25 protein-coding genes and 1 pseudogene are annotated in these 26,316 nt (G+C 61.7%); 12 read left to right on the forward strand and 14 right to left on the reverse strand.

Features of this window, described 5'->3' with window-relative positions; all coding sequences use genetic code 11:
- Positions 1–141: 141 nt before the first annotated feature.
- Positions 142–456 carry a helicase gene (locus tag HV773_RS33170; protein ID WP_175198076.1) on the forward strand — a complete coding sequence of 105 codons (315 nt, stop codon included), beginning with the start codon at positions 142–144 and terminating at the stop codon, positions 454–456.
- Positions 457–734: 278 nt separating this feature from the next.
- On the opposite strand, the gene HV773_RS33175 is transcribed toward HV773_RS33170, so the two are convergent.
- Positions 735–1,205 carry an RES family NAD+ phosphorylase gene (locus HV773_RS33175; protein WP_175198091.1) on the reverse strand — a complete coding sequence of 157 codons (471 nt, stop codon included), beginning with the start codon at positions 1,203–1,205 and terminating at the stop codon, positions 735–737.
- Positions 1,202–1,657, reverse strand: coding sequence for a type II RES/Xre toxin-antitoxin system antitoxin (gene parS / locus HV773_RS33180; protein ID WP_110388253.1), 456 nt, complete (start codon positions 1,655–1,657; stop codon positions 1,202–1,204). Before parS ends, HV773_RS33175 begins: the two co-directional genes overlap by 4 nt.
- A gap of 418 nt (positions 1,658–2,075) precedes the next feature.
- On the opposite strand from parS, the gene imuA reads away from it, so the two are divergent.
- Positions 2,076–2,792 carry a translesion DNA synthesis-associated protein ImuA gene (gene imuA / locus HV773_RS33185; RefSeq protein ID WP_175198077.1) on the forward strand — a complete coding sequence of 239 codons (717 nt, stop codon included), beginning with the start codon at positions 2,076–2,078 and terminating at the stop codon, positions 2,790–2,792.
- The gene (locus tag HV773_RS33190) at positions 2,713–4,188 is read left to right on the forward strand and encodes a Y-family DNA polymerase (RefSeq protein ID WP_175198078.1); all 1,476 of its coding nucleotides are present in this window, start codon (positions 2,713–2,715) and stop codon (positions 4,186–4,188) included. Before imuA ends, HV773_RS33190 begins: the two co-directional genes overlap by 80 nt.
- A gap of 101 nt (positions 4,189–4,289) precedes the next feature.
- On the opposite strand, the gene HV773_RS33195 is transcribed toward HV773_RS33190, so the two are convergent.
- From HV773_RS33195 to HV773_RS33205, 3 genes are all read right to left on the reverse strand, one after another.
- A complete protein-coding gene (locus HV773_RS33195) occupies positions 4,290–4,661 on the reverse strand; it encodes a hypothetical protein (protein ID WP_175198079.1) in 372 nt (123 codons plus the stop codon).
- A gap of 287 nt (positions 4,662–4,948) precedes the next feature.
- The gene (locus tag HV773_RS33200; protein ID WP_175198080.1) at positions 4,949–5,308 is read right to left on the reverse strand and encodes a hypothetical protein; all 360 of its coding nucleotides are present in this window, start codon (positions 5,306–5,308) and stop codon (positions 4,949–4,951) included.
- Between the two features lie 116 nt (positions 5,309–5,424).
- Positions 5,425–5,763: a hypothetical protein gene (locus HV773_RS33205; protein ID WP_175198081.1), complete on the reverse strand. Its 339-nt coding sequence runs from the start codon at positions 5,761–5,763 to the stop codon at positions 5,425–5,427.
- A gap of 215 nt (positions 5,764–5,978) precedes the next feature.
- Here HV773_RS33205 and HV773_RS33210 point away from each other — a divergent pair.
- Both HV773_RS33210 and HV773_RS33215 read left to right on the forward strand, forming a co-directional pair.
- Positions 5,979–9,125 (forward strand): annotated as a pseudogene (locus tag HV773_RS33210) (error-prone DNA polymerase).
- Positions 9,126–9,455: 330 nt separating this feature from the next.
- Positions 9,456–10,901 carry an IS1182 family transposase gene (locus HV773_RS33215; RefSeq protein ID WP_175198082.1) on the forward strand — a complete coding sequence of 482 codons (1,446 nt, stop codon included), beginning with the start codon at positions 9,456–9,458 and terminating at the stop codon, positions 10,899–10,901.
- A gap of 728 nt (positions 10,902–11,629) precedes the next feature.
- Here the strand turns inward: HV773_RS33215 and HV773_RS33220 are convergent.
- Together HV773_RS33220 and HV773_RS33225 are read right to left on the reverse strand one after the other, a co-directional pair.
- Positions 11,630–13,192 (reverse strand): DHA2 family efflux MFS transporter permease subunit, encoded by a 1,563-nt coding sequence (locus HV773_RS33220; RefSeq protein WP_175198083.1) that lies wholly within the window; start codon positions 13,190–13,192, stop codon positions 11,630–11,632.
- A gap of 153 nt (positions 13,193–13,345) precedes the next feature.
- Positions 13,346–14,551, reverse strand: a complete 1,206-nt coding sequence (locus tag HV773_RS33225) for an NAD(P)/FAD-dependent oxidoreductase (protein ID WP_042271275.1) — start codon at positions 14,549–14,551, stop codon at positions 13,346–13,348.
- Positions 14,552–14,934: 383 nt separating this feature from the next.
- Between HV773_RS33225 and HV773_RS33230 the strand changes: the two genes are divergently transcribed.
- Both HV773_RS33230 and HV773_RS33235 read left to right on the forward strand, forming a co-directional pair.
- Positions 14,935–15,372: a carboxymuconolactone decarboxylase family protein gene (locus tag HV773_RS33230; RefSeq protein ID WP_042271278.1), complete on the forward strand. Its 438-nt coding sequence runs from the start codon at positions 14,935–14,937 to the stop codon at positions 15,370–15,372.
- Between the two features lie 9 nt (positions 15,373–15,381).
- A complete protein-coding gene (locus HV773_RS33235; RefSeq protein ID WP_175198084.1) occupies positions 15,382–15,807 on the forward strand; it encodes a cupin domain-containing protein in 426 nt (141 codons plus the stop codon).
- Between the two features lie 46 nt (positions 15,808–15,853).
- Here HV773_RS33235 and HV773_RS33240 read toward each other — a convergent pair whose 3' ends face one another.
- Positions 15,854–16,738 carry a LysR family transcriptional regulator gene (locus tag HV773_RS33240; protein WP_042271284.1) on the reverse strand — a complete coding sequence of 295 codons (885 nt, stop codon included), beginning with the start codon at positions 16,736–16,738 and terminating at the stop codon, positions 15,854–15,856.
- 106 nt (positions 16,739–16,844) lie between these two features.
- Here HV773_RS33240 and HV773_RS33245 point away from each other — a divergent pair, with 106 nt between their 5' ends.
- From HV773_RS33245 to HV773_RS33265, 5 genes are all read left to right on the forward strand, one after another.
- Complete coding sequence (locus tag HV773_RS33245; RefSeq protein WP_042271287.1) at positions 16,845–17,489, forward strand: NAD(P)H-dependent oxidoreductase; 645 nt, start codon at positions 16,845–16,847, stop codon at positions 17,487–17,489.
- Between the two features lie 48 nt (positions 17,490–17,537).
- On the forward strand, positions 17,538–18,080 hold the full coding sequence (locus HV773_RS33250) for a 2,4'-dihydroxyacetophenone dioxygenase family protein (protein ID WP_042271289.1): 543 nt from the start codon (positions 17,538–17,540) through the stop codon (positions 18,078–18,080).
- Positions 18,081–18,122: 42 nt separating this feature from the next.
- Positions 18,123–18,935: an alpha/beta fold hydrolase gene (locus HV773_RS33255; protein ID WP_175198085.1), complete on the forward strand. Its 813-nt coding sequence runs from the start codon at positions 18,123–18,125 to the stop codon at positions 18,933–18,935.
- Between the two features lie 281 nt (positions 18,936–19,216).
- On the forward strand, positions 19,217–19,888 hold the full coding sequence (locus HV773_RS33260) for a glutathione S-transferase family protein (RefSeq protein WP_217481967.1): 672 nt from the start codon (positions 19,217–19,219) through the stop codon (positions 19,886–19,888).
- Between the two features lie 61 nt (positions 19,889–19,949).
- A complete protein-coding gene (locus HV773_RS33265) occupies positions 19,950–20,393 on the forward strand; it encodes a VOC family protein (RefSeq protein ID WP_042271295.1) in 444 nt (147 codons plus the stop codon).
- A 48-nt stretch (positions 20,394–20,441) separates the two neighbouring features.
- Here HV773_RS33265 and HV773_RS33270 read toward each other — a convergent pair whose 3' ends face one another.
- The 6 genes from HV773_RS33270 to HV773_RS33295 all read right to left on the reverse strand — a co-directional run bounded on the left by HV773_RS33270 (position 20,442) and on the right by HV773_RS33295 (position 25,653).
- Positions 20,442–21,161 carry an SDR family oxidoreductase gene (locus HV773_RS33270; protein WP_042271298.1) on the reverse strand — a complete coding sequence of 240 codons (720 nt, stop codon included), beginning with the start codon at positions 21,159–21,161 and terminating at the stop codon, positions 20,442–20,444.
- Positions 21,162–21,199: 38 nt separating this feature from the next.
- Positions 21,200–22,129: an AEC family transporter gene (locus HV773_RS33275; protein ID WP_042271302.1), complete on the reverse strand. Its 930-nt coding sequence runs from the start codon at positions 22,127–22,129 to the stop codon at positions 21,200–21,202.
- Between the two features lie 69 nt (positions 22,130–22,198).
- Entirely contained in the window at positions 22,199–23,068 is an 870-nt protein-coding gene (locus tag HV773_RS33280; RefSeq protein ID WP_175198086.1) for an alpha/beta fold hydrolase, read from the reverse strand.
- A gap of 14 nt (positions 23,069–23,082) precedes the next feature.
- Positions 23,083–23,418, reverse strand: a complete 336-nt coding sequence (locus HV773_RS33285) for a DUF4148 domain-containing protein (RefSeq protein ID WP_042271309.1) — start codon at positions 23,416–23,418, stop codon at positions 23,083–23,085.
- 174 nt (positions 23,419–23,592) lie between these two features.
- Positions 23,593–24,591, reverse strand: coding sequence for a LysR family transcriptional regulator (locus HV773_RS33290; RefSeq protein WP_175198087.1), 999 nt, complete (start codon positions 24,589–24,591; stop codon positions 23,593–23,595).
- A gap of 123 nt (positions 24,592–24,714) precedes the next feature.
- Positions 24,715–25,653 (reverse strand): AraC family transcriptional regulator, encoded by a 939-nt coding sequence (locus HV773_RS33295; RefSeq protein ID WP_167337728.1) that lies wholly within the window; start codon positions 25,651–25,653, stop codon positions 24,715–24,717.
- Positions 25,654–26,316 lie beyond the last annotated feature (663 nt).

Genomic DNA, 26,316 nt, shown 5'->3' on the forward strand with positions numbered 1-26,316 from the left:
CGTCGCTTTGTTCAGCGTCGTTAATCCGGCCAGATCTCCACGGGCACCGGCTTGCCCCCAAGGTTTGAAGTCATCAGCGGAAATCAGGCAGGTCACGATTATGCCGACTGCTAGAATGGCTGCCTTTTTCAGGAGAGTTAAATGTCCTGGTTCATCTACGAAGTGCCCGAATACAACGAAGACGGGGCGCGCATCGAACCCTTCACCGACCTGCGTAGCCGTGTCCTGAAAGTAAGTGGGCAGGCTATGGCTGACGAACTGGAAAGCGTCCGCGAGAACGCCGCATCGACGGCGGACACGCCCTCGCGCCCGCTACGCGCCGCAGAGAATCCCCACGTATTCCCGATTCCTTATGCCGACTCAATGATCCTGGTCGGGTTTATCTTCGAACTGAAGCGCGAGTCCCGGCAACTGGTGGTGTCACCCGTGGAAATGCCCTGGCTCAAAGACGCGTAGAAAGCGGGACGATCGAATCCGCTCCAAAGCTGCGAGGCAGACTACCCTCCAGGCGGCGACCTTGTGCTTAAGCGCGTCTTCGATGAAGACCGCCATCTGCAGATGTGTCCGGTTCAATTCTCTCCGCAGTGCGGAGACATTTTCTTCATCCGTGGAAACTTCGACCGCATGCACGCAGTCACGCAACTGCCGGACGAAGAAGCCGCCGTCCGTCCGGTTGCGATGCGTCCTGCGCCGGGATAGCCGGGACGAGGGTCACTCGCGTCAGATGATCGAGATTAGCTGCCACCCAGGATAGCCCGGATCCTCGGATCGTATGGCACTCTCAGTGCCTCCGCGATAGTCGCTGAGGCAGCGCCGGGATGAAGAGGATTGAAAAGATAGTTGTACGAACGAGGAAGTATTGCACTCGGAACCTTGAGGAGCAGCTCCTGCGCTCCCGCCAGCCATTCGCTGCCGGCGGCCTGTGTCCAGTCCGCGTTCTCGCGCCAGTCGTCGGGGATGACGTTCGCCGTGAGTTCTGCCATCGCAACGTCCCCGGTAATCTCCACGCGCAGCAGTTGATAGTTATCTGGCAACGCCTGCGGAGACCCGAATTCGTGGTGCACCATCGTCTCAAGCAGCGCGAGCGCGGGGTTTTCCGCCAGATAGACGACCGGCTGCCCCCGATGATGCCACCGGCCGGGCGCCCTCAATCCGCCGATTCCCCGAAGGTCCGCGTAGTTGCTTATCCTCCAGAACTCCATCAGGCGAAGTATCCCTCGTCGATCTGAACCAGGGTGTCCTCAACAAGCCGTGCACCGTGCTCAGTCGATGCCATCTCGAGCGGCGTTTTCCCGGCGAATCGCTCCTTCTTTCCTCGAAGCCAGTTCATGGCCTTTTCCGGGTTTCCAAACACCGTCTCCGCCTGTGCAACGATCCTGGCGAGGCGGATGGCCTTGTCCGACTCGTCGGTCGAGAGCCGCTCGCCATTCTGACGACGATGCGAGAGCGTCCGGCGAGGAATGATGAAGAGCAGCTCGTCGGCCTTGAGTCCATGCTCGCCGAGACGGTCGATCACGTCCACGCCGACGCGCTCGGTCGCCAGCGCGGCAAGATCGCTCCCGGACCGGATGTGGGCCTGGAGCAGATCGCCCAGCAGCGAGAACTCGGTATGCCGCGGGTTGACGCGCCCAGTGGGTCGGTATTCAACAGTGGCCATGGTCTCTCCGAGCAAAATGCCCAAACAATGAAGGCATTTTGCCACAGATTGGGATATCCCGCTGAGCCGCGGCTACAAGCGGGTCTCGCAGACTCTGCCGGGGGCCGATCGGGCGCCACCGAACAGCCCCGGACGCCATCAACGCCAGGATAGGCGCAAGACACGGTAGTGCGCAAAGTACACCAATGGCCATCAGGCTATGCGACGGTGGTGAGCCCCTGGCGCGCGGTTGCCCGGGGTGGAGCGGTAATGGTCGCTCGCGGCGACCACGATCAGCCCCGTGCTTCAGATGCGCAGCGCAGAGACAATTCGGCATGATTTGAATAAAAAGCAGTCACACACCGACTGACCGCGTGACTTTTGCGAGCAGACCCGATGCGATCACTGTATATATATACCGGTATTTATTGGGGGCACCATGGCGCTGCCGCTACTGAACGTCGAGGCGATACACCCGGATTTGTGGCGAGCCTCGCAGTTGGGCTCCGCCCACGGCCGAACAGTGACGAGCGGACACGAGGCACTCGACGCGGAGTTGCCGGGCCACGGCTGGCCGACGGGGGCCCTGACCGAGGTGATCGTCCCGCAGCCGGGTTGCGGCGAACTGCGCCTGCTTAAAGCCGCGCTTGAAGCCGTCGCGACCCGGCCTGTCTTCGTTCTCCAGCCTCCGCACAGACTTCAGCCGGCAGCGTTCACCTGGTGGGGTGTGGGCGCTGAAAACATCCGCGTGCTCAAGGCAGCCACGACCGCAGACAGCCTTTGGGCAGCGGAACAGATCCTTCGTGCCGGAACCGCGGGAGCACTGCTCTTCTGGCAGCAGCAGGTACGTCCGGAGGCGCTGCGCCGACTGCACCTCGCCGCGCAGCACGCGGATACGTTGCTGTTCCTCTTTCGTCCTACGGCCGCGGCGAACTCGACGTCCCCCGCTCCGTTGCGTATCTCGATCGACGCGGCGCCCGACGGCGTGAACGTCTCATTCATCAAACGCCGTGGGCCGCATCGCGACAAGCCCGTATTCGTTGCGCTCTCCCCTTCGCCTGTTCTCCTGAATCGTCATGCACCACTGGATCGGCGTTCATCTGCCACGCCTGCCCATCGAGAGCTTCTGCCCAACCTGGTACATGCCGGTGTCTGACAACGGTTTCGTTGTCATGGAAAAAGGCCGCGTGCTCGATGCCGACGCAGCCGCGCGGGCGCAGGGGGTTGTCGATGGCATGCGCCGGGGCGGCGTGCTCACGCTCGCGCCGAACGCCGATCTCAGGGAGCGTGAGCTCACGCGTGAAGAGCAGACGGTACGTGGCGTCGCGTTCGCCCTGCTCCAGTTCACGCCAAACGTCGTGATCGCCGACGAGAACGTCGTTCTCGCCGATGTGACCGCCAGCCTGCGGCTTTTCGGTGGACTGCGCGCGCTTCGCCGGCGCGTGCGTCGCACGGTTGCAGACTTCGGCGTGACGAGCACGGCTTCGATCGCACCGACCGCCGAGGCAACCTGGCTTATTGCGCGCGCCGGTGGTGGCGTTGCGCTCACACCGCGGTCCCTTTCGCGCGCACTCAGGCGCATCCCTCTGGGCGTGCTGCCGGCTGCGAGACGTTTCGCCGAATGGTTTGATGGTCTTGGATGCACAACGATCGATGACGTGACGCGCCTGCCGCGCGCCGGACTGAAAAAGCGCTGTGGCACCGCACTGCTCGATGCCCTTGACCGCGCGAAGGGCGAGGCACCCGAAGTCCACGAATGGCTCACGATGCCGCCGGCGTTCGATGCCCGCGTCGAGTTGCCCGAGCGCATCGAGCATGTTGAAGCGACTCTCTTCGCAGCGCGCCGGCTCACCCTGCAGATGACAGGATGGCTTGCCGCACGCCAGCTTGCCGTTGCGCGTTTTGTCGTCTCGCTCGAACACGAGCGCGGCCGCGAGGCGATTCCCCCAACTGACGTGGAAGTCGCACTGGGCGAGCCGACGGGGCACGACGAACACCTCGTCCGGCTGCTGAAGGAGCGACTTTCGCGGATCGAACTCGCGGCCCCGGTCATTGCACTGAGGCTCGAAGCAAAGGATGTGCGGGAAGCTGAGGCACCGAGTGACTCGCTGTTTCCGGAACCGGGCGGATCGCCCCAGGATCACGCGCGCCTCATGGAGCTGCTCACGGCAAGGCTTGGTTCAGCCAATGTAATGAGAGCGGCACCCGTCGCCGACTTCCGCCCAGAAGTCGCCGCGCAGTGGGTGCCGGTCAGCAGCGATACCAAACCCTCGCGCACGGATTTGCCGCGTGACCTCCCACGCCCGGCATGGCTCCTTGACGTGCCCATCCAGCTCATCGTACGGGGCCATCGTCCGTTCTACGGCACATCGCTGCGGATGGTGTCGCCCGGCGAGCGGATCGAGTGTGGCTGGCAGGACGGCCACATCGTGACGCGCGACTACTTCGTCGCCGAAGCCGAAAACAGTTTGTACTACTGGGCATTTCGTGAACGCGTCGGCAGTCGTGATGAACGCGAGCCACGCTGGTTTCTTCACGGCCTGTTTGGCTGAAATGCGGGCGTTGCCACAGGGGCGTTGCCGTTGTGATCCGGTTATCCGCCGGGAGTTCGCCTTTGCGCAGAACTGCCCTCAGGCATCCCCTGGCGGGATCATCATGCCGCCACCTGGTGGACGCTACGGATCTCGTCTGCCCGACTCAGGCGACCCGGTTGTGAGAAACGGGTGACGGCTTCGAGTGGGGCAACCCGCAACTGCTCCCCGTGTAACGTCAGCAGTTCTGCGAACAGTTCGGAGGTTGCCTGATCGATTCCCCAGACGCCCGACGCCATCGCCGCGCGCAGGCTGCGCTCGAGCGCGTCGTGCGCTTCGGTCAACCCCTCCATGCGCGCCCGGCCATACCCCGCGCCGAAGAGGTGTGAGGTACTGACGATGATCTGTTCCATCGTCACGAAATGCGCAAGATCGCCCCGCTGCAGCCGGAGGCTGGAAAGCGTGCTGTGGTACGCGATCATCCGCTGACGCACCGCGCTCTCCGGGAGGGGAAGCAATCGAACGGTCAATGGAATGCCGCAGCGGCGCGTCGACGCGCCTCGCCTGGTTCGGGCCGTGACAGGGAAGGCTTAAGGATGCTTTCCTTCGATAACGGCACGATTGTTGTCGCACTTCAATCCGGTGGCTGCTCCACGAACGCAAACCACAGCAGAAGCTGCATCAGGACGTCGGCCTCCCGGTCACAACGGCAGTCGCCCTCTCCGGTTCCGCAGGTATTCCAGAACCAGAGCGCTTCCATGTCATCAGCAACGATTTCCTGCTATTCGCTATCTGGAAATCCGCTATCCGAAATCTGGTGCGTGCGGGACTCCGTCGACAGAAGCCGGGGCGGCTCAAGAACGATGCCCCACGCGGTCAGCAAACCATCAAAAGACGGCTGGCCTGCCTGCGCCCGGCGCGCGGGCAACGCGACTCCGGTCGCCCGATAGTGAACTCGATCCTTCGCACTTGCACCTGAACGCACGATGCGCTCAAGCGCCCCATTGCGCAGCGCGTACTGCACAGCATCGGAAGCCGTGCGGGACTTCATCAGTCCGGACGCCACAATCTCGCTTACCGTCGCGCTCGCGCGTTCGCGAAACCACGCGAGGAGTACCTCAGCGTTGTCGTGCGTGCTCATGATCGGCCCTCCCTGCGCGCCGGGCTTTGCCGCGCGATATGTGTAGTAGTTGTCAAACTGATGTCTGGCCCGTCAGCCCGGACCATGCAATGCCACGCTCATGCGCCGGCAAACCGTCATGAGTCTTTCTGTTCATCGAAGGGTACGTGTTCGCCCGTCGACGACTGCCTGCCAAGCTTGCTTTCATTTTCCATCGCGTCCTGCCACGCGAGCATGGCGTTCGCGACAGCGTCCTTCTCGCCGCTGAAGGACAGCACCGTCTCTCCGCACGACGGGCAGATGCCGCCGAATGCGGCCTGGATACCCGCCATGTTTCGCGTGTCGAGCGCGTCGAAATCACTGAATGCGGTCTTGCATGCACCGCACACCAGCTTTTCCGGGCGCAATGCGTCAATCTTCGCCTTTGCCTGCGCGATGCGTTGCTCCTGCGTGCCGCGCTGTTTTGCCTGTCCCATCGTATGCTCCATTTGCTGTGAACCGGTCGTGGCCGGATTTTCCGCGATGTTAGCCCGCCGGAGTCCGGTTCATTCCGGGAAAAGCCGATATTTTGGCCAGCCAGCCGGTTTGCGCTAGTACCACTGTATAAACATACAGTGCCGAGGGCGGAAAGACGGAATCAGGGCGTCCAGGTCCAACGGATCGGGTGCCGGCTGGGCCGCGCGCGCAATTTATGCCTGCACCTGACTTTGGCGGACTGCCGGCGTATGCCGAACTCCAGTGCGCGTCGAATTTCTCCTTCCTCCGCGGTGCATCGCATGCCGACGACATCGCCGCGCGCGCAGCACAGCTGGGTTATGCAGCAATCGCCGTTACGGACGAGTGCTCGCTGGCCGGGGTCGTGCGCGCGCACATCGAAGCGAAAAGCGCGCGTATCCCGTTCATTGTGGGGTCCGAGTTTGCGCTGACGAATGCCGACGGCTCGCACGCCTTGCGCTTTACCGCCCTTGCCATGACGCGGGAGGGCTACGGCAATCTCAGCGAGTTGATCACGCTTGCGCGCATGCGTGCCGACAAGGGTCGCTACCGGCTTGCCACGCGCGATCTCGACCACCCGGAGGCCTCTCAAGGACACCTGAAGGGACTGCCGGACTGCATTGCGATCCTCATCCCGGAGTACCCGGCGAATGAGACGCGCCTTGATGCGCAACTCGAATGGTTCGCGGCGACGTTCGGCGAGCGCGCCTGGGTTGCACTCACGCTCCATGCCCGTGCGATGGACGACCTGCATCGCGGCGCGATCGAGCGGACTGCAGCGCGCCACGCCGTGCCCGTGGTGGCCACCGGCGCACCGGTCATGCACGTTCGCTCGCGCAAGCCGCTTCAGGACGTGCTGACTGCCATCCGTCTCCGACGGCCCGTCGCCGAGTGCGGCTATGACCTCGCGCCGAACGCCGAACAGCATCTGCGTTCGAGACTACGTCTGGCCAATCTCTATCCGGCGCGGGCGCTGGCCGAGACCGTCGAGATTGCGCGCCGCTGCACGTTCTCTCTCGACGAGCTCCGCTACGAATACCCGGACGAACTCGTGCCCGAAGGCTTCACCCCCGAGGCCTACCTGCGTCAGGAAACCTACATTGGCGCGCACCGGCGCTGGCCAGCGGGCATTCCGCACAAGGTCCAGGCGCAGATCGAGCACGAACTCGCGCTCATCGCCGACTTGAACTATGAGCCGTACTTCCTCACCGTCTATGACATCGTGCGCTTCGCGCGTAACGAGGGGATTCTCTGCTAGGGACGCGGCTCGGCTGCCAACTCCGCGGTCTGCTATTGCCTCGGCGTGACCGAGGTGGACCCCGCACGCTCGTCCATGCTCTTCGAGCGCTTTATCAGCAAGGAGCGCGGCGAGCCACCAGACATTGACGTCGACTTCGAGCATCAGCGTCGCGAGGAAGTCGTCCAGTACATCTATCGCAAGTACGGGCGCGAGCGCGCGGCGTTGACGGCTGCCGTCACAACCTATCGCCCGCGCAGTGCGCTGCGTGAGGCGGGCAAGGCGCTCGGCGTTGACCTCGCCATCGTCGACCGGGTTGCCAAGGCCCATCACTGGTTCGACTCGAAGGAAGACCTGCTCAGCCGCTTCGAGGAAGCGGGCCTCGACCCACAGGCGCCACTCATTGTGCAGTGGGCGGATTTCGCCACCCTGCTGCTTGGCTTTCCGCGTCACCTCTCACAACACAGCGGCGGCTTCGTCATCAGCCGCGGCAAGCTCTCGCGCCTGGTGCCAATCGAGAACGCTGCGATGGTTGACAGGTCGATCATCCAGTGGGACAAGGACGATATCGAGGCACTAGGACTCCTGAAGATTGACGTGCTCGCGCTCGGCATGCTGTCGGCCGTGCGTCGCGCGCTGGACCTTATCTCGGAAAAGCGCGGCGAGGTATTCGAACTGCAGGACATCCCTGCCGAGGATACCGCAACCTACGAAATGATCTGCCGGGCGGATACAGTGGGTGTTTTCCAGATCGAATCTCGCGCGCAGATGAGCATGCTGCCTCGACTCCAGCCGCGTCAGTTCTATGACCTCGTGATTGAGGTGGCGATCGTACGTCCGGGTCCGGTCCAGGGCGGCATGGTCCATCCGTACCTGCGCAGGCGCCAGGGCATCGAGCCGGTAACCTTTCCGAGTCCGCAGATGGAGCAGGCCCTCGCCCGTACGCTGGGCGTGCCGATTTTCCAGGAGCAGGTCATGCAAGTTGCGATGCTTGCAGCGGGCTTTTCGGCAGGCGAAGCCGACCAGTTGCGCCGTGCGATGGCGGCGTGGCGACGCAAGGGAGGACTCGGCGTCTACCACGACCGCATCGTCAACGGCATGCTCGAGCGCGGTTACGAGCGGGAGTTCGCGGAACAGATCTTTGCCCAGATACAGGGCTTCGGCGAATATGGCTTTCCGGAAAGCCACGCGGCCAGTTTCGCGCTGATGGTCTACGCAAGCGCGTGGCTGAAGTGTCACGAGCCGACAGTGTTCGCGTGCGCGCTGCTCAACTCCCAGCCGATGGGATTCTATTCGCCGTCGCAACTTGTCCAGGATGCAAAACGGCATGGAGTGCGTGTTCTCCCCGTCGACGTGACAGTGAGCAACTGGGATTGCGCGATTGAAGGTCCTGGGACGTGCGAACCATTGCGGCTGGGCATGTCGCTGGTTCGGGGCATGAAGGCAGACGCGGCGGCCCGCATTGAAATGGCACGCGCAGTCCGGCCATTCGGCGACGTCTCCGATCTCGCGCGCCGCGCGCAACTTGACCGTCGCGATCTCGAAGTGCTCGCCACCGCGAACGCCCTGCGCTCTCTTGCGGGAGAGCGGCGCGCAGCGCTCTGGCAGGCCGTTGCCGCAGTCCCCGATCGCGACCTGTTGCGCGGCGCCACCGACGACGACGAGACGCCTGAGCTCGCCCCGATGACCGAAGGTCAGCAGATCGTGAGCGACTACCGTTCGACGGGTCTCACGCTTGGCCGTCATCCGCTCGCCCTGCTCCGCCCCCGCCTCGCAAAGATGCGGCTCGTGCCCTCAGATGTACTGATGCGCTATCGTAATGGACAACTGGCGCGCGCATGCGGCATCGTCACCGTCCGGCAGCGCCCGGGTACGGCGAACGGCGTGATGTTCATGACGCTGGAAGACGAGGCTGGCAGCGTGAACATCATCGTCTGGCAGTCAGTGCTGGAGAAGTTCCGCCGCGAGGCGCTCGGATCGTCGCTGCTAGCGGTCTATGGGGTGTGGCAGCGCGAGGGTGAGGTACGGCATCTCGTGGCAAACCGGCTCGTTGACGTTACCGCTTTGCTGGGCGAGCTTCCAACCGTGAGTCGTGACTTCTGCTAATGGAGAACACTCGATGAACATCCGTGTTGGTACCGCGTCGTTATTCCCATTTAAGGTCCAACAATTCCTCACTAACGCCGGCAAACTCGTCCACTACAACTGTTGGCATCCAACAGCGATGCCAACAGTGATACTTCAGCCGCGCTGGCAGTTGGCTTACCGCTGCCGGCCAGAAGCAGGCGTTCGCCACTGCCCTCAACTGGCCACCTCTCTCGCCTCAACTCGATGTGCGCCACCCTATGCGATACGCATGAGTCGGCACCCGGCCGAGCCTGTGTGAAAACGCAGTCATCGCCTAAACTGAATCAACTCATTGAGACTGGGTGACTCATGAAGCGATTCGTCGAAGGCGATGACCGCAAACAGGTCGCACTACTTCCCGAATGCGTCGATGACTACGTCGGACAGGACAATCCGGTGAGGGTAATAGAAGCCTTCGTCGACGAGCTGGATCTTTCCGAAATTGGCTTCAACGGCACAACACCGGCGCTCACGGGCCGCCCGTCCTACCACCCAGGCGCGATGCTCAAGATCTATATCTACGGGTATCTTAACCGCGTGCCGTCCAGCCGGCGGCTTGAGCGCGAATGCCAGCGCAACGTTGAACTGATGTGGCTGACCGGACGTCTGGCGCCAGATTTCAAGACAATCGCCGACTTTCGCCGTGACAATGGACCGGCCATTCGAAACGTATGCCGTCGCTTCGTCGAACTGTGCCGGGGCCTGAAGCTGCTATCCAGCGACATGGTCGCCATCGACGGCAGCAAGTTCAAGGCTGTGAACAGCCGCGACAGAAACTTCACTGCGGGGAAAATCGACAAACGCCAGCAGCAGATCGAGGAAAGCGTCCAGCGATACCTCGACATGATTGAAACTGCAGACCGGACCAGTCCAACAGGTTTCGATGTGAAGACCATGCGCCTGTACGAGAAGATTGCGCTCCTGCGTCAGCGGATGCGTGAGCTCGAGCAGATCAGGGCGCAACTGAAGAAAGAACCGGACAAACAGTTGTCGCTTACCGACCCGGATTCCCGCTCCATGACCAGCGGTGGCAAGAGAACCGGCACCGTCGGCTACAACGTCCAGACTGCCGTGGATACGAAGCATCATCTGATTGTCGAACACGAGGTGACGAATATTGGAGGCGACCACGGCCAACTCAGCAGGATGGCTCTATCGGCGAAGAACGCGATGGGCAAGCTAAAGCTGAAGGTGCTGGCTGACCGCGGCTACTTCAGTGGTCCGGACATCCGCGTGTGTGAACTGGCCGGGATCGCCACGTATGTCCCGAAGCCACTCACGTCAGCGTCGAGGAAGAAAGGGCTCTTTACCAAACGCGACTTCATCTACGTTGCCAGGAACGATGAATATCGATGCCCCGCCGGCGAGCGCGCAATTCTTCGATTCAAGACCGTTGAGAATGGCATGAATCTGAACGTGTACTGGCCCAGCGCATGCCCGCGTTGCCATCTCAAGGAGCGATGTTCGCCCAGCGACTATCGCCGCATCCGACGATGGGAACACGAACATGTACTCGAAGTCATGCAGCGTCGTCTCGACCGGAAGCCTGACGCGATGACCATCCGACGAAGCACCGTTGAACACGTCTTCGGCACGCTGAAGCATTGGATGGGTGCCACACACTTCCTGACCCGGACGCTCGGACGGGTGAGCACCGAAATGAGCCTTCAGGTACTGGCCTACAACCTCAAGCGAGTGATGAATATACTCGGGGTTGCGAGGACAATGAAGGCAATAAGGACGGCTGGAAGCTGAGGCCCTGAGGGGCTTCTTGCGCCCGCGAAGCTCGAATAGCGCAAGCTCGGCGCATCTAACTTGATCAACATCACCGTCAACCTCGCCCTCAGCCGCGAAAATTGCGTTTCCACACGCCCTCGGCCACAACCGGTCGTTCGACATGAGGGCGTGAATTGCCGACAATTTCCCCTGTCTGCCCCTATTGACCGATAGCCTCACTGGAGCATCCAACATGAGCTGGGATGTCTCACTGTACAAATTCACTTGAAGTTATCGCCGTATCGAGTAGATTCCCAGCGACGATCAGCCACATCCACTAGGGTCTCGTTCGGGAGTCCAGACCGCGGTGACAGATGTTTTTCCAGGCACGAACTGGAATGATCCCGGCTGGGCATCTACGACGGCGAGTTCGGCTCGTTTGAGTTCAACCTCGGAAAAGACGATTCGGTGCAAAGCCTGGCACTTCACGTACGGGCGAGCACAGAGATCGTCGGCGGACTCCTCCAGCTCCGCGAGCGCCTTTGCTGTCAGGCCATTGACCTTTTGGACGGTAGCTTGCTCGACCAGTACGAGCACCCTGCCACCGGCCTGGAGAAGTGGCGGAAATACCGCGACCAGGTCATCGGAGAGTCTCGAGGCTACGGATTGTCTGTTGCCCGGGCTGGAATGTTAGGCGTATTCTTCGGGCTGGCGTTGGGACTGCGATCGCCAAAGATATTCTGATTTTGCCGCTGCCTCGGTCGACCTCAATGTCCCCCCGCCGCGACCGCGCTGTTACTGGCATCTTGCGTAGGCCGCGTCACCCAGATCAGAGGCACGATCGCTATGAAAATGACCGCGGAGAGCCAAAAAATGTCATTAAGACCCAACATCGTCGCCTGAACGTTGAGTGAGCTTTCAAAGAACGCGAGCGCTTGCGGGGTTCCGACATTGAGCGTTCGCTCGATACTCTCTATTGCGCCAGTAAACGTGGGATTATCGACACTCGCCTGTTCCATGAGGCGCGCGTGATGCAGGATTGTGCGATTGTTCCAGCCGGTACTGACGAGCGAAGTGCCCACTGCGCCCGCGAAGATCCGTACGAAGTTCGAAAGCCCCGCGGCAGCGGGAATTTTCTCGGAGGGAAGCCCTGAAAGAATAATCGCTGTGAGCGGCGTGAAAAAGAGGGCTGTCGGTATCCCCTGCAGGAGGGTCGGTAGCACAAGCGTGTAACGGTCAACCTCCGTCGTGTAAAGCGAGCGCATGTAGAACACACCCGCGAATCCTAAAAATGCGAGCGTCGCCAGCACCCGCATATCCGAGCGAGGCATGATCTTGCCCATCACTGGCGCCAGGATGACCGCGAAGACGCCGAGTGGCGCTGTTGCCAGCCCCGCATCAACGGCGCGATAGCCTAAAAAGCCCTGAATCCACTGAGGGAGAATCACCAGGTTGGCGAAAAAGACCGCGTAGGCAACTGAAATCGCTATCGTCCCGCCAAGAAAATTTCGGCCCTTGAAGAGCCGCAAATCGATCACCGGCCGCTCGTCGGTCAGCTCCCATATCACGAAAAACGCGAACACTACTACGGCGACGATACCCAGCGTCCAGATGAGTGGCGAGTTGAACCAGTCAAGGTCCTTCCCCTTGTCTAGCATCACCTGGAGCGATCCTACCCAGATGATCAGCGAGATCACGCCGAACTTGTCGATCGGCAGCTTGCGCGACGGCGTTTCGCGGTCGCGGTAGATCGCCCAGATCGCCCCCGCAGCAAAGAGCCCCACGGGTACGTTGATGTAGAAGATCCATGACCAGCTATAGCTGTCGGTAATCCAGCCGCCCAGCGCGGGTCCGGCAATCGGCCCGACTGTCGCCGTCATCGCCCATAGCGACAGCGCACTCGCGCTCTTCTCCTTTCGAAACGAGGCAAGCAGGAGAGCCTGAGAAAGAGGCACCAACGGTCCGGCCACCGCGCCCTGAACAACGCGCGCCACGAGAAGTACTGCGAGGTTGGGCGCCAGTCCGCACGCAGCTGAAGACAAGACAAAGAGTAGAATCGCCCAGACAAACAGGCGCACCTGGCCCACGCGCTGTGTCAGCCATCCCGTAAGCGGAATTGCCACTGCGTTAGCCGCGGCAAAGAGGGTGATGACCCACGTCCCCTCATCCACTGACACACCGAGATTGCCCGAGAGCGTCGGGATCGCAACGTTTGCGATAGACGAATCGAGCACGTTCATGAAGGTGGCAAGAGCGACCGCGAAAGTACCAATCATGAAACGCGGGCCACTGAGGGGGGCGACGCCGTGGGGCGACCCGGATGAATCCATCGTCAGCCTCGTTGCACGTTAGCGGCTAGTTGTTATATGGCTTCTCCGGCGAACGCGACCAGGACTGGAAGCACGTGTTAGTGGCGTTCTGCGTACCCCAAGCAGCGACCCGGGTTCGCACAAAGGCCCGCTAGGCACCACGACCCGGAACAATCAGGCTACGACGATGCGAAGCGGATCCGCAGCAGCGAGCGCTGTCGCGCGATCTGCGCCCGGCGGGTAGATCCATTCGCAATTGATCTGGCGCTTGAGCTTCTTCGCCTCCGCGCCCTTCATCTTCACGTCGCGCTCCCAGCCTTCGGTATAGACCGCGCCCCACGGGCCAAGATCGAGACACGTCACGTATTTGGGCTGGCTATAGGGAATCGGCTCGAGGCCCAGCAAATCTGCTGCTACGTTGTGCCCGGCTGAGCGGCCGAGATTCATCGCGTGCTGACACGACATCATCGTGTAATTGCCTTCGTCGTCCGTCGCGGCATACGCCACGTCGCCGGTCGCGTAGACACCCGGCACCCCTTCAACCGCGAGGTAACGGTCCACATAAAGACGACCGCTCGCATGCCGTCGACCGGGAATCTGCTCCGTAAGCGAGCTTGCTCGCAGCCCTGCGGTCCAGACCACCGTACTCGATTCGATACGCTCTCCATCCGCCGTGACAACGCTCTGGTCATCCATCGATGCCACGCCCGAGCCGAGCTTCCATGTCACACCAAGCTCGCCAAGCGCCTCTTCGATGACCGGCCGGGGCCCTGGGCCAAGATCGGGCCCGATTGCCTCGTTGCGTTCGACGATGATCACGCGCACATCCGCATCCTCGCCCAGCGCGGCACGCAGGCGAGCCGGCATTTCAGCCGCCGTTTCGATACCCGTAAAGCCACCCCCCGCTACCACCACCGTGTTGCGCGCCAGCGATTCCGGCCGTTCAGCCAGCTTCAGGATGTGCGCTTCCAGTTCAACCGCCTCGTGGGTCTGGTCCACGCTGAACGCGTGCTCGGCAAGACCTGGGATAGCGGGCCTGAAGAGCCGGCTGCCGCTCGCGAGCACGAGTCGATCGAAATCGAGCATCCCGCGTCGTCCATCCTCACCAACGACCTCGACCGTACGAGTCGGCACCTGAATGCGCTCTACCGTTCCCTGCACGAACTTCACGCCCACCGCGTCGAAAATCTCCGTGAGCGGCGCCCTGAAGTTGGCCGGCCCCTCCTCGTACAGGCGCGGGCGTACATGCAAATGCGGATCGGGCGCGACAAGCGTGATTTCCACGTCGGTCCTGCCCTGTGCATCCAGCAGGCGCGCTGCACTCAGGGCGCTCCACATGCCGGCAAACCCGGCTCCGATGACAACGATACGCTGGGACATTAGCCACCTCCGGCGATTTGCTGCACAAGATTGAGAACCTTGGTAACCCGACATCGCTTACGGATTTACCTGCAGTTTCGAATAGCGCTCAGGCTGGCCAATCGTATGGGCCTTTCCGCGAAGGCACTGGTCTCCAGGCGCCGTCGTCGACGGTTGAAGTTGCCTCTGCGTGCCAGAGCACGCGATCGAGTCGCGCGATACGCTTGCCTTTCGACAGGCGCCTGGCACGCCCAGGCAAGCGCAGCCCGCATCGTTGGCACGCAGCGGCCAGAATCTGCGGAGACCGGCCGATACGATAGGCTCGCGTCAGCGTTGCCGCATTCCAAAATCCGAAAGGCGTACCACGTCCGCGCGCCGCCTTCGGCTCATTCGAAGGAGCTGTCATGCAACCACGTATGGACTTCTATCAGGCCAACCCGCTAGCCATCAAGGCGCTGCTCGCGCTGGAAGAGCGGATTGGAAAGAGTACGATCGAAAAGCCGCTGATCGAGCTCGTGCGCCTGCGCGCGTCACAGATCAACGGCTGCGCTTACTGTGTCGACATGCATACGAGCGACGCCCGCAAGAACGGCGAAACCGACCGCCGGCTGGCAACGCTGGTGACATGGAGAGAGGTGCCGTTTTTCACGCCACGCGAGCGCGCCGCGCTGGAATGGGTCGAGGCGCTCACGCTCGTTGCGCAAAGCCATGTGCCGGACGCTGCATGGGAATGCGTCAAACCGCATTTCAGCGACGCCGAAGTGGTAGATCTCACCCTGCTGATTTGCGCAATCAATAGCTGGAACCGTTTCGCCATCGCATTCCGCAAAACGCCAGCCTGAGGAGCCGAGATGAAATTCGTTCGGTTTGTAGTCCTTCATTGTGCACTCGCAACCGCTACGCTATCCCTCGCTGGCATTCAGACCGCCATGGCGGAAGGTGCTGGCGAGGAAGCCATCAAGCCGGTGATGCAGCAACCGATTCCAGAGCTACCCGGCAAAAACGTCGATATTGCCACCGTGACTTTCGCACCCGGTCAGGCTTCTGAGCCACACATGCATCCGGGTTCCATTTTCGCGTACGTGACTGTTGGCCACGTCGTGTCGCAACTCGAAGGCTCGCCCGCAAGGACCTATGGTCCCGGCGAAGCCTGGTACGAGCCGCCTGGCGCGCATCATCTCGTTTCGAGGAATGCCAGCGACACAGAACCCGCGCAGATCGTCGTGTTCGCGCTCGCGGGGCCTCACGACCCGATCAAGAAGCCGATTTCACACTAGCCTGCATTGGTGGATGAGTCGTTGCGTGCGCAAAGTCACGACGACCTTATCCTGTGGCAAGTTCGTCGGCGAGGAACTGGATAAGCGCTGTCACGCGCCGCGCCGGTAACTCGGCCGGATAAACGGCATACAAATCGACGTGCTCCGCGACGTATTCCTCCAGCGCCGTCTCCAGCGTCCTGGACGCGAGTTCCGCCCGAATATCCCAACGGTTCTTGATGATGACGCCCACGCCCTCTAACGCCCACTCGCGGAGCACGCCACCGTCGCTCGCCTGGCGATCGCCTGAAACCTTGACGTTGTGTGGCTTGCCTGCCATGCGAAACGGCCAGATCGCGAGCGGCGCGCCTGGCCGCGCAAGAATCAGGCAGTTGTGGCCCGTCAGGTCGTCGGGCACTTTGGCCTTGCCATGCGTACGCCAGTAGTGCGGCGAGGCGCACACGAGCCGCTCGCCGCGCACGAGGAGCCGCGCGTGCAAGCCGGAATCCACGAGCGGGCCATTGCGCAGAGCCAGATCGATATGCTCATCAATCAGATCGACGGTGCTGTCGCTGAGCAGCAGGCTGATATGAACACTGGGATGAAGGGCCTGAAAGCGGTCGAGCAGCGCTCGCAACTGAGCGCGCCCGAAATCGTTCGTTGCCGTCACCCGTATCGGCCCGCTCAACGGGCCATCCTCTCTCGACCCCGTAACTGCTGCGTCCCATTCGGCAACGATACGACGAGCACTTTCCAGCAACAGCAAGCCTTCGTGTGTGAAAACAAGGCGTCGTGTCGAGCGCGTGATCAGCGTCGTGCCGAGTTCGCCTTCGAGTTGCCTGACTGCCACCGTCACCGACGAAGGTGCGATCGCGCGCTGTCTTGCAACGGCGGAAAAGCTGCCCATCTCGGCCACTTCGATCAGCGTGCGCAGCGCGTCAATCCTGTCCATCTTTTGAAGAGCTCGTAAAGTGAATTGGCGTTCGGATGGCTAATCAAGCGTTCGGCACCCCAGTATAGTCGGCGACGTTGAATCCGAAACCCATCGAGGATGAAAGATGAAGACGTTAGTGATCGTCGCACACCCCGACATCGAAAACTCGCGCGGCAACAAGGCCCTTCGCGATGCAATCGCACAGGAACCGGATATCACCGTGCGTGAGCTGTACAAGCTGTACCCCGACTTCCGCGTCGACGTAACACGGGAACAGCAACTGATTCGCGAGCATGGGCATCTCGTTCTGCAATTTCCGATGTACTGGTACAACTGCCCGCCATTGCTCAAGAAGTGGCTCGACGACGTTGTCAACGACGCGCTGTTCGGCAGCGCGCCGGAAACATCCCTGGTACTGGATGGCCGCACGCTCCAGCTTGCCGTCACGATCGGGCGTGTTCGCGAACGCTATTTTCCGCCCTCTCGCGAACACATGTGGGCCGAAGGCGTCACGCGGCCGTATCTCAAACCGGCGCTGCTGGAGCGCCATGGTGAACACATTGTCGATACGCTGCTTACGCCGTTCGAACAGACTGCGCACCTCGCCGGCATGGAATATGGACGTCCGTTCGTCACCTACAACGTCGGCCCGCTGACACGGACCGGTTCCATCAGCGACGAAGCACTAACTGAGCGCTGCGCAGCATACCGACAACTGCTGCGCGGTCTCGGGCCCGTAAGGTCTGTCGCGCCGGCAGAGGCTGTTTGAGCGCGTGATGCGCAACAGAACATCGTTTGATCTGACAAGGACATCATCATGAGCGAAGCAACAACACGCAAGCCGGACGAACTGGCGATCCCCTATCAACATCCGCAGCCCGCCGACATGTCGGCAGACCTCGTTCACGCCGGCGTGCTCGACCAGTGGCTGGAAGACGACAACCTGTGGGTGCCCACGACAAAGACCGTATCGTTCAAGCCCCTGCTCCTCAATGCGAGCCAGGGCTACTACGTTAATCTGCTGCGCGTGCGGCAGTCCGGTGTGCTCTCGCGTCATCGTCACACCGGTCCGGTGCATGCCATGGTCTTGCGCGGTCGCTGGTATTACCTCGAACACGACTGGGTCGCCGAACAAGGCTCGTATGCGCACGAGCCGGCAGGTGAAACGCATACGCTGTTCGTACCCGAAGGCGTCGACGAGATGATCACCTGGTTTCACGTGACGGGTGGCTACACCTACGTCGATCCTCAAGGCAACGCAACAGGCTACGAGGATGTCTTCACCAAGATCGAAGCGGCCCGCAAGCACTACGAGGCGATCGGACTTGGTACGGACTACGTCAGGCGCTTTATCCGTTGAGACATACCGGCGCTGCAATCGCGCCATCAAGAGGTTCTGATCATGCAACGAAAGACTGTAGAAGTGGACGGTGTCGCCGCCAGTTATCTGTGCGCCGGCGACCGTGGACCGGTCGTGCTCATGCTCCACGGCACCTATTGGAGCCGGGTCTGGCAACCCGTCATCGGTGATCTGGCTGCGGCGGGCCTGCGCCCGATCGCCGTCGATTTCCCAGGCTTCGGCCGCTCCGCCGGTGAATTGACGGTTGCGACCGCTTCCATTCCCGCGCTCGCGGATTGGCTGTCTCGCTTCACACAGGCGCTCGGCATAAGCGGACCGGTCGGCGTTGCCGGCCACGACATCGGCGGTGGCGTTGCACAACAGGTGCTCGTCGACGGCAAGCTCGGAGTGAGCCGTCTCGCGCTCATGAACGCCGTCATGTTCGACTCCTGGCCGGTCCCCGGGGTCGCACGCTTTCGCGACCCCGAGATTGCTGCTGCCACGACGCCCGCCGATGTGCTCGCGGCGAGACGCACGTCGGTGATCACCGCGCTAGGACGCCCCGCCTCCGAGGCAGAAATTGCCGACTATCTCGATCCGTGGACCGAGCCCCGCGTGACGCGCTCGTGGCTTGCCCTGGCGGGCGCGGCATACAGCCACTACACGATGGATCTCGTTCCGGCCTTGCGCGCGTCCAGCGTGCCGAAGCTGCTGATTTGGGGCGAGGACGATACGTTCCAGTTGATCGAGCACGCCGAGCGATTCGTGACCGAAATACCGCACTCCTCGCTCGTGCGTATCCCCGCGGCCGGACATATTCCGACTGAAAACGATCCGAAAACGATCGCTCGCGCGCTAATCGACTTTTTTGCGTAAAGCTGTAAGTTGGCGCAGGGGAACCAGCGGCGCGTTGCGTGTGCCACTGGCTTCTCATCTGCTTCAGCCGGTAGCCTTCACTTCCCTCCGCCCCCTCGCAACAACACGTTCGATACCGTCGAACGATTTCATCAGCCCCGTCGAACGGCAATCTCGCGCAGCGCGTTCACCATGACGTCAGTGAGACGCGGTCCGCCTCGTAGTGCGCGCGACCGATGCAGGTTTGATGAACTGCATCCTCTCCAAGCGAATTTCTCTCCGGCTTTACAAAGGAAACGCCAATGATCAAGTTTTACTTCCACCCTTCGCCCAATCCCATGAAGGCCGCCCTTCTGCTCGAAGAACTGGAATTGCCGTTCGATCTGATCGCCGTCGACACGTTCAAGGGCGAACAGCATCTGCCATCATTCCGCAGCGTCAACCCGAACGGCAAGGTGCCGGCCATTACCGACGAAGGCGTGACCGTCTTCGATTCGCATGCCATCCTGCTGCACCTCGCCACGAAGCACGGCAAGTTCGTTCCCGCCGATGCTGCCGGGCGCGCCGAAATGCTCTCATGGCTCATGTTCGTGGCAACGGGGCTCTCGCCGTTCTCCGGTCAGGCCGTGCATTTCCAGCACCACACCCCGGAGCCGTTGCCCTATGCGCGCAACCGCTACCTGAAGGAAGTCGAGCGCCACTATCGCGTGCTTGACGAGCGGCTTGCCAAAACAAGGTATCTGGCAGGTGAGCACTATTCGATTGCGGACATGGCGCTGTGGGGCTGGGCCATGTTCGCCGGCTACATTCTTGGCGAAAAAGGACTGAGTGACTACGCCAACGTCAAACGCCTCGTAGACGAAATCGGCAAACGCCCCGCCGCCGCACGTGCGCTCGCACTGAAGGAACGGCTCACGCTGAAGACCGACTTTGACGAAGAAACGCGTCGCGCGCTCTTCCCCCAAAACGTCTAATGCTTTCCAGACGCATCGCGGCGCTGCCCGCGATGCGTCTCTCTAACGAGGAGCCCGGCTCATGAGTACCGCACAATCGCCGCAGCCAACGGCTGCACCCGCACTACGTCTAAACAATATCGCACTCGCCGTTGCGAATCTCGATGCCATGGTTGCCTGGTACGTCGACGTACTTGGCCTCGCCATCGCGGCGAAGGGGCACTTCGATACCGTTGGCGCGGACTACGCCATGCTCGACGGCATGGGCTTCCGGCTCGAACTCGTCTCCCGCCCTGGCACACCCAAGGTCGCCGCGAAGCGCACACCGCCACCGGAGCACCTGGACGAGACGGGATGGAAGGCGCTGGTGCTGGAGAGCGGCGATCTTGCGGGTACGACTGCCAGCTTCGCCAGGCTTGGCGTAGAGATTGTCTGGGCGCAGGCGCAACTCACGCCCACCATTTCCTCGACGATGATCCGGGACCCCGAAGGGAACCTCATTCATATTCTCGGCCAACCGGAATAGCGGCAAACGCGGAGGCCTCCCGGGAGGCCTCCGCGTCCAGCATCCCAATCAGATCATCGACTTCCCGATCGACGCGCCGCCGTCCACGAAAAGCGTCTGCCCCGTCATGAATCCCGCTTCCTCGCCCAGCAGGAACGCGATGGATGCCGCCAGTTCCTCGGGACGCCCCAGCCGTTTCATCGGAACAATCGAGAGGAAACGGCGCTCCGCTTCGCTGCCCGCCGGTGTATTCGCGCGGAACATCTCGGTTTCGGTCGGCCCAGGTGCGACCGCATTGACGGTGATACCCGTATCAGCGAGTTCGAGCGCCCACGTTCGGGTCAGGCTGATCATCGCGGCCTTCGCAGCCGCATACGTCGAACGTTGGGCCACGCCCAGCACAACGAGGCTGGACAGATTCACGATACGGCCCCAGCCGCGTTTGCGCATCCCCGGTAGCAAGGTCTGAACCGTTTGCACGGCGGGCGCCAGGTTGTCGCGCATCGCCCTGTCGAGATCATCGAGATCGATCGATCCAAGCGGCGAAAGCTCAACGAACCCGACGTTGTTGACGACGCCGTCGAATTCGAAGCGCGCGTCGAGATCGGACAGCACCGCTTGCGTCCCCTCCCGGTCGGTCAGGTCGACGGACACGAGCGTGCCTGGAAAAGTCGTGTCACCGGAACTGCGCGCGAGGCCGACCACATTGTGGCCATCACGCGCGAGACGCTCGCTCAGCGCACGTCCAATACCTTTGCTTGCACCCGTAATCAGGAAAGTTCGTTTCATTTTAAATCGTACTCCTAGGTAAGTTGATTGATAAGCGGTCAAATCCGCCCGAGTAAGACCATCGTGCCCGCGAGTGTGACGGCCGACACTACGCTCGACACGACCAGCGTCGTGCCCGCCGAGGTGTCCTTTACCCCATAAGACAGGCCAAACAGGATGCTGAACGAACCGCACGGGATCGCCGACAGAAGAATGGCCTGGCCGGCTAACGGCTGCGGAAGCGCCAGCAGCCAGACAAGCGCTAAGGCAAGCAGGGGCTGCACGACATTGCTGAGCAAAACGCCAACCAGTGCCTGTGCGTCGAGCCGGAACGGTTGTGCTGCGAGTATGAGTCCAGTCGAGAAAAGGGCAAGTCCGGCAGTCGTGTTTCCGATGATGCCCAGCGACTGCGTGAGGAGTGCTGGCAGCGTGCACCCGGACAGCGACACCAGCAAGCCGGCTAGCGGCGCGATCACGACGGGTTTGACGAAAGTGTTGCGCAGCGCTTTGCCGAGCAGCGCCTGTCCGTCACGATGCTGCGCGCGCTCGAGCAGGATGAGGGCAGCAGGCGACATGACGACCGCCCCCATCGTGACCGCGATGGCGACGGTCAAATCGGCACCTTCACCATACACCGCGCGAAGCAATGGCAGCCCGACTGAAGCGAAATTCGGCATGCCGACCGTGACCGCCTTGACGGCCGCCTGCGCGAGATTCGAACGAAAGACGTAGCGCGAAAGCAGGAGCGAGAGCGCATACGGCACGATCATCACGATCGTCAGCACGACAATGAGCGCCAGATGCGCACCCAGGCTCTCGCGCTGCATCCGCGCGGTATAGACAAAGAGCGCGAAGGGCAACGCGTAATGCACCAGCATCGTGTTGATGGCGGCGAGCGGCATGGGCGTCGTGCTCAGGCGCCCGGCGAGATAACCGGCACCCATCGAAAAGAGAAAAGGCACCAGGGCAAAAGCGATTTCGTGGCTCATGGCGATATGCGGAAGATGCGCGGGGCTTCAGGCGTGACAGCGCGATGGCTGTCCGCCTGCATGCCACGCTTAGCCCTTCCAGCCCTCCAGGAAGTCGAGCAGCAGGGCATTGACCCGCTCCGGTTGCTCCTCGTGCGGCAGATGCCCCGCGCGCTCGATCGCATGGGTGCGCACGTCGGTTGCCATGCCTTTCCAGACGGTTTCCATGTCGAACATCTTGCCGACTGCGTAAAACTCGGCGCCCCACAGCGCCAGTGTCGGGACGCTGATGGGTACGTGGGCATCCGCCTTGTCCTGTGCCACGTCCTCCGCGTTCGCCCGATAGTCGGCCATCGCGCCGCGCACCGCTCCGGGGGCTTCGTAAGCGCGCACGTAGGCCTCGAATGCGTCCCCGCTGATCGCATTCGGGTCATAGCACCAGTCGGAGAAGAAGTGGCGCAGCCACGCGCGTTCGTTGCCGGCAACCAGCGTTTCGGGCAGGTCCGGCACCTGGTGGAACAGGAAGAACCAGTATGCGCGGGCGATGCGGGCGTCCAGTTGCTCCGCCACGACCCGCGTGGGCACGTTGTCCATCACCACGAGCCGGTCCAGCCGGTTCGCATGGTCCTTGGCGAAGCGCGTTGCCACGCGGGATCCGCGATCGTGACTCACGAGCGCCGCGCGATCGATACCCAGATGATCCAGCAGCGCGCGCACGTCGTTCGCCATCGTGCGCTTGTCGTAGCCGCTCGCCGGCTTGTCGGTTTCGCCATATCCACGCAGATCCGGCGCAATCACGCGATACTTCCGGGCGAGCGCCGGAATCTGATGGCGCCACGCGTAGTGCGTTTCCGGAAAGCCGTGCAACAGCACCACGGGCGGTCCATCCCCTGCTTCCACATAGTGCTGCCGGATGCCGTTCGCCCTGACCGTGTGATGAACGAGGTCGATTGTTTGCATGATTCGCCGCTCCCTCACTGGCCGAAGTAGATGGGCTTGAGTCCGGGAACGTCGTTCATGTCACCCGAAACCGTGCGCTGCGAGCGCCGGCCCGCTTCGCTCGAACCGGCGGCAACGCCACCGTGATCGCCGAAGGCACGCGCCGCCATTGCAGTCTTCGCACCGCCGTTGGCGGCGGCGAGGACAGCATCCGGATAATGCGCATCGCCCGGCGTTCCGGGAACGGTGGCAGACTCGAACGTCACGAGCTGGTCGCGGACCTGCGCACGCGTGATGATTGGCTGTGAAAAGGCTGAAACGGGCGCGGCCAGCACGGCCGCGAGCAGGCAGGAAAACAAGGTAGGTTTCATGTGGTGACTCCAGTATCGGATTGAGAATCCGTCGATGAACGATCGAACGATCATCGGCTTGCAATGGAGTCTAGAAATGAAGCCGTCGGCGATTAAGACGGGTCGCGCGATAATCAATTTTGCTGCGCGTGCATGGAATCATGTACATATCTGCGCGTATGAGGCCAGACTGCCCTACTTGCGCTTCGTCTGCTGTTTTGTCCGGTTGCTCCGCCGCGCGCTGAGAGCGACGGCTGCGTCGGCGTGGGCCTCGCAGATCCCCATTGCCCGTGCCAATGCGGGAGAGAGCGTTGCACGCAGATGCGCAAGCAAGGTGCGCACCTTGGCGTCGAGGTAGCGCCGCGAAGGATAGACGGCATAAACCGAGAACGGACGCAGATGGATCTGCGGCAGGACGCGCCTGAGCTTGCCACTCGCGAGATCGTCAGCCACCGAATAGGTGGCAAGCGTGCCAATGCCCGCTCCGGCCAGAATCGCCGCCCGCAACGCCTCGGGCGAGTTTGCCCGGAACGGCGTGCGCGTAATGGTCCAGACGTGGGTGTCGGCTCCCTGTTGCAGATGCCATTCGTCGGGCGGCGCGACGGGGCTTTCGAGTTGCAGCAGTGCATGATTGGCCAGATCGGTCAGCTTTCGCGGATAGCCACGCTGCTTGAGATATGACTCGGAGGCAACCGGCACTGCGTACGCCGCGCCCAACGCTTGCGAGATATAGGCAGAGTCCGGCAACTGGGTGGCCGAGACGATCGAAAGGTCGTAGCCGTCCTCGACAAGGCTCGGCATGCTCTGCTCGACCTTGAGTTCGACGGAAACATCGGGAAATGCCTGCTGATAGCTCGCAAGCACCTGCGCCACGCAGCTGTACGCCAGCCCCGGTGCCGAATGCACGCGGATACGCCCCGATGGCTTCTGGGTGGCGTTGCGCGCTTCGTCCGTCGCGTTGTCGAGTTCGCCGAGGATCGCCTTTGCGCGCTCGTAGAACCGTGCGCCCACGTCGGTCACGGAAAGGTGGCGCGTCGTGCGATGCAATACGACCGCCTGCAACTCCTCTTCCAGCGAAGATACGGCGCGGGAAATCTGGGCAGCAGTGGAGTCGTTTTCTTTTGCGACCGCGGTGAACGACCCTGCCTCGACGACACGAACGAATATGCGCAGGTGATTCAGGAAGTCGGCCATACTGGAGGACCCATTTTATTGCTCGACTAGCCAAAGAGAGCGTCACCTGGCTGGTCACGCAACCAAGCCGCTAATCTAAAGCGTTGTGGAGTTAACACAACGCAGAATCAGGACCGATTCTCCTTACGAGCCAGAATTCTCTGCGTCATCGGGCGAGCGTTGATCCTCATTCCGTATGCGCGACGGCGTCATGCCGTAGCGGCCCGATATGACGCGGCTGAAATGCGACGGATCGGCGAATCCAGCGCGCCGGCCTATCTCCGCAAGGCTTAGGCGACGGCCGACGCTCGAGCGAATCATCCGCACAGCTACCGCCGCCCGGCGGTCGATCAGGAGCTTGCCGAACGTCTCGTTGTGTGCCGCGAGCGTCCGGTGCAAACTACGCACTGAAATATTGAGTTCCCTGGCGATGTCGGCGGCGCAGACACCCTGCTCAGCGCTGCGCTGGGCGATGCAGTCGCGAATGCGCCGAAGCAGCGAGTCGTCGCGGCGCTGCGCAACAGCGGCTGGTAGATCGCGCTCAGCGGCGATCAGCGCCAGCAGGGCGCCAATGTGATCGGTCAGGACTGACACGGGCAACGGCGCTGCCTCGATCACCTCGGGCGAAAGCTCGGCCAGATAGACACCCAGCGCACGCCCCCATCCCGAAGTCGAAGCAATACGGCGCCCAACCAGCGCTTCAGGCGCCGGTATCCACTGGCGCAGCCAGGCCGGCGAAAATTTGAAATGGGCGACGTCGTAACGACCGGCAATCTCGACCATAAAATCCAGGCGCGAGTCCACAATCATCATCTCACCGGGCAGTAGGCGAACGAGTTCACGATGGCGTGTATTCCATGCGGACGACAGATTGACTATCAAATGCCACGAGTGCTCGAGAGCGCGGTCGGCGTGGAACGGGTCCCGGCGAACACTGTGCGAAGAGCCGCTTTGCCGGATCACGGAGACGGGGCCTACTGATGCCGCGGTCATGTGTGATTCGAATGTGCGCGGGTCTCCGGCAATCAGCCGCATCGGCGTAAGTGCAGTGGATAGTGCGTTCGCATAGTACTCAAATCGCATGGCTGGTTCGACTTCGCTGGTCGACCAATGGCAAAGAGAAGTGTTTGTCGTAATTGTCATCTCAGACCCCAAGGCTACTCACGCTACACGAATATCATGCGGAATCGAGTATAGAGCGTCTTCGCACTTCGATGGGACATGTGCGCATCATTTGTCGGACAATATCTGCCACCCCCGTGGCACGTTCAGTCAACCGTTGCCCGTCTAAATGGCACCCAGCGACCAGAAATGCCGCTGGCCAGCCGATACGATGAACTCGCATCACTGCTTTTCCGCTATCAAGTCACGAACGCACCTGCGAGCTGAATGGTGTCGCGCCCGTTCGCTGTGTCCGACTCATTCGACGGGCTGCAGCCGAACTTCTGCGTGGACTTCTGCCGACCATATCATCGTTGCTTCCGACCATGGCAGGCAACTACTTCATGGTCGCGATAGGCCGACTTTACCAACGTCAGACAGCAGGGTTCGCACCAATCTTAAGTTATGCCAGGTTATCGCCAGAGACCCGAGGATCGAACTGCAGGACACGTCGAATACCCCGGGGCTTCGAGCTACTGACGTGTGCACCAAATAGTGCGTGGTGCGTTATATGGGCATGAAGACAAAACCTGATGCCCGAAAACTGGATGGAGCCACCCAAGCCCACCTGAGAAAGCTCGTGGT

Origin of the sequence: Paraburkholderia caffeinitolerans, assembly GCF_902859945.1 — a bacterium.
In the GTDB taxonomy this organism is placed as follows: domain Bacteria; phylum Pseudomonadota; class Gammaproteobacteria; order Burkholderiales; family Burkholderiaceae; genus Paraburkholderia; species Paraburkholderia caffeinitolerans.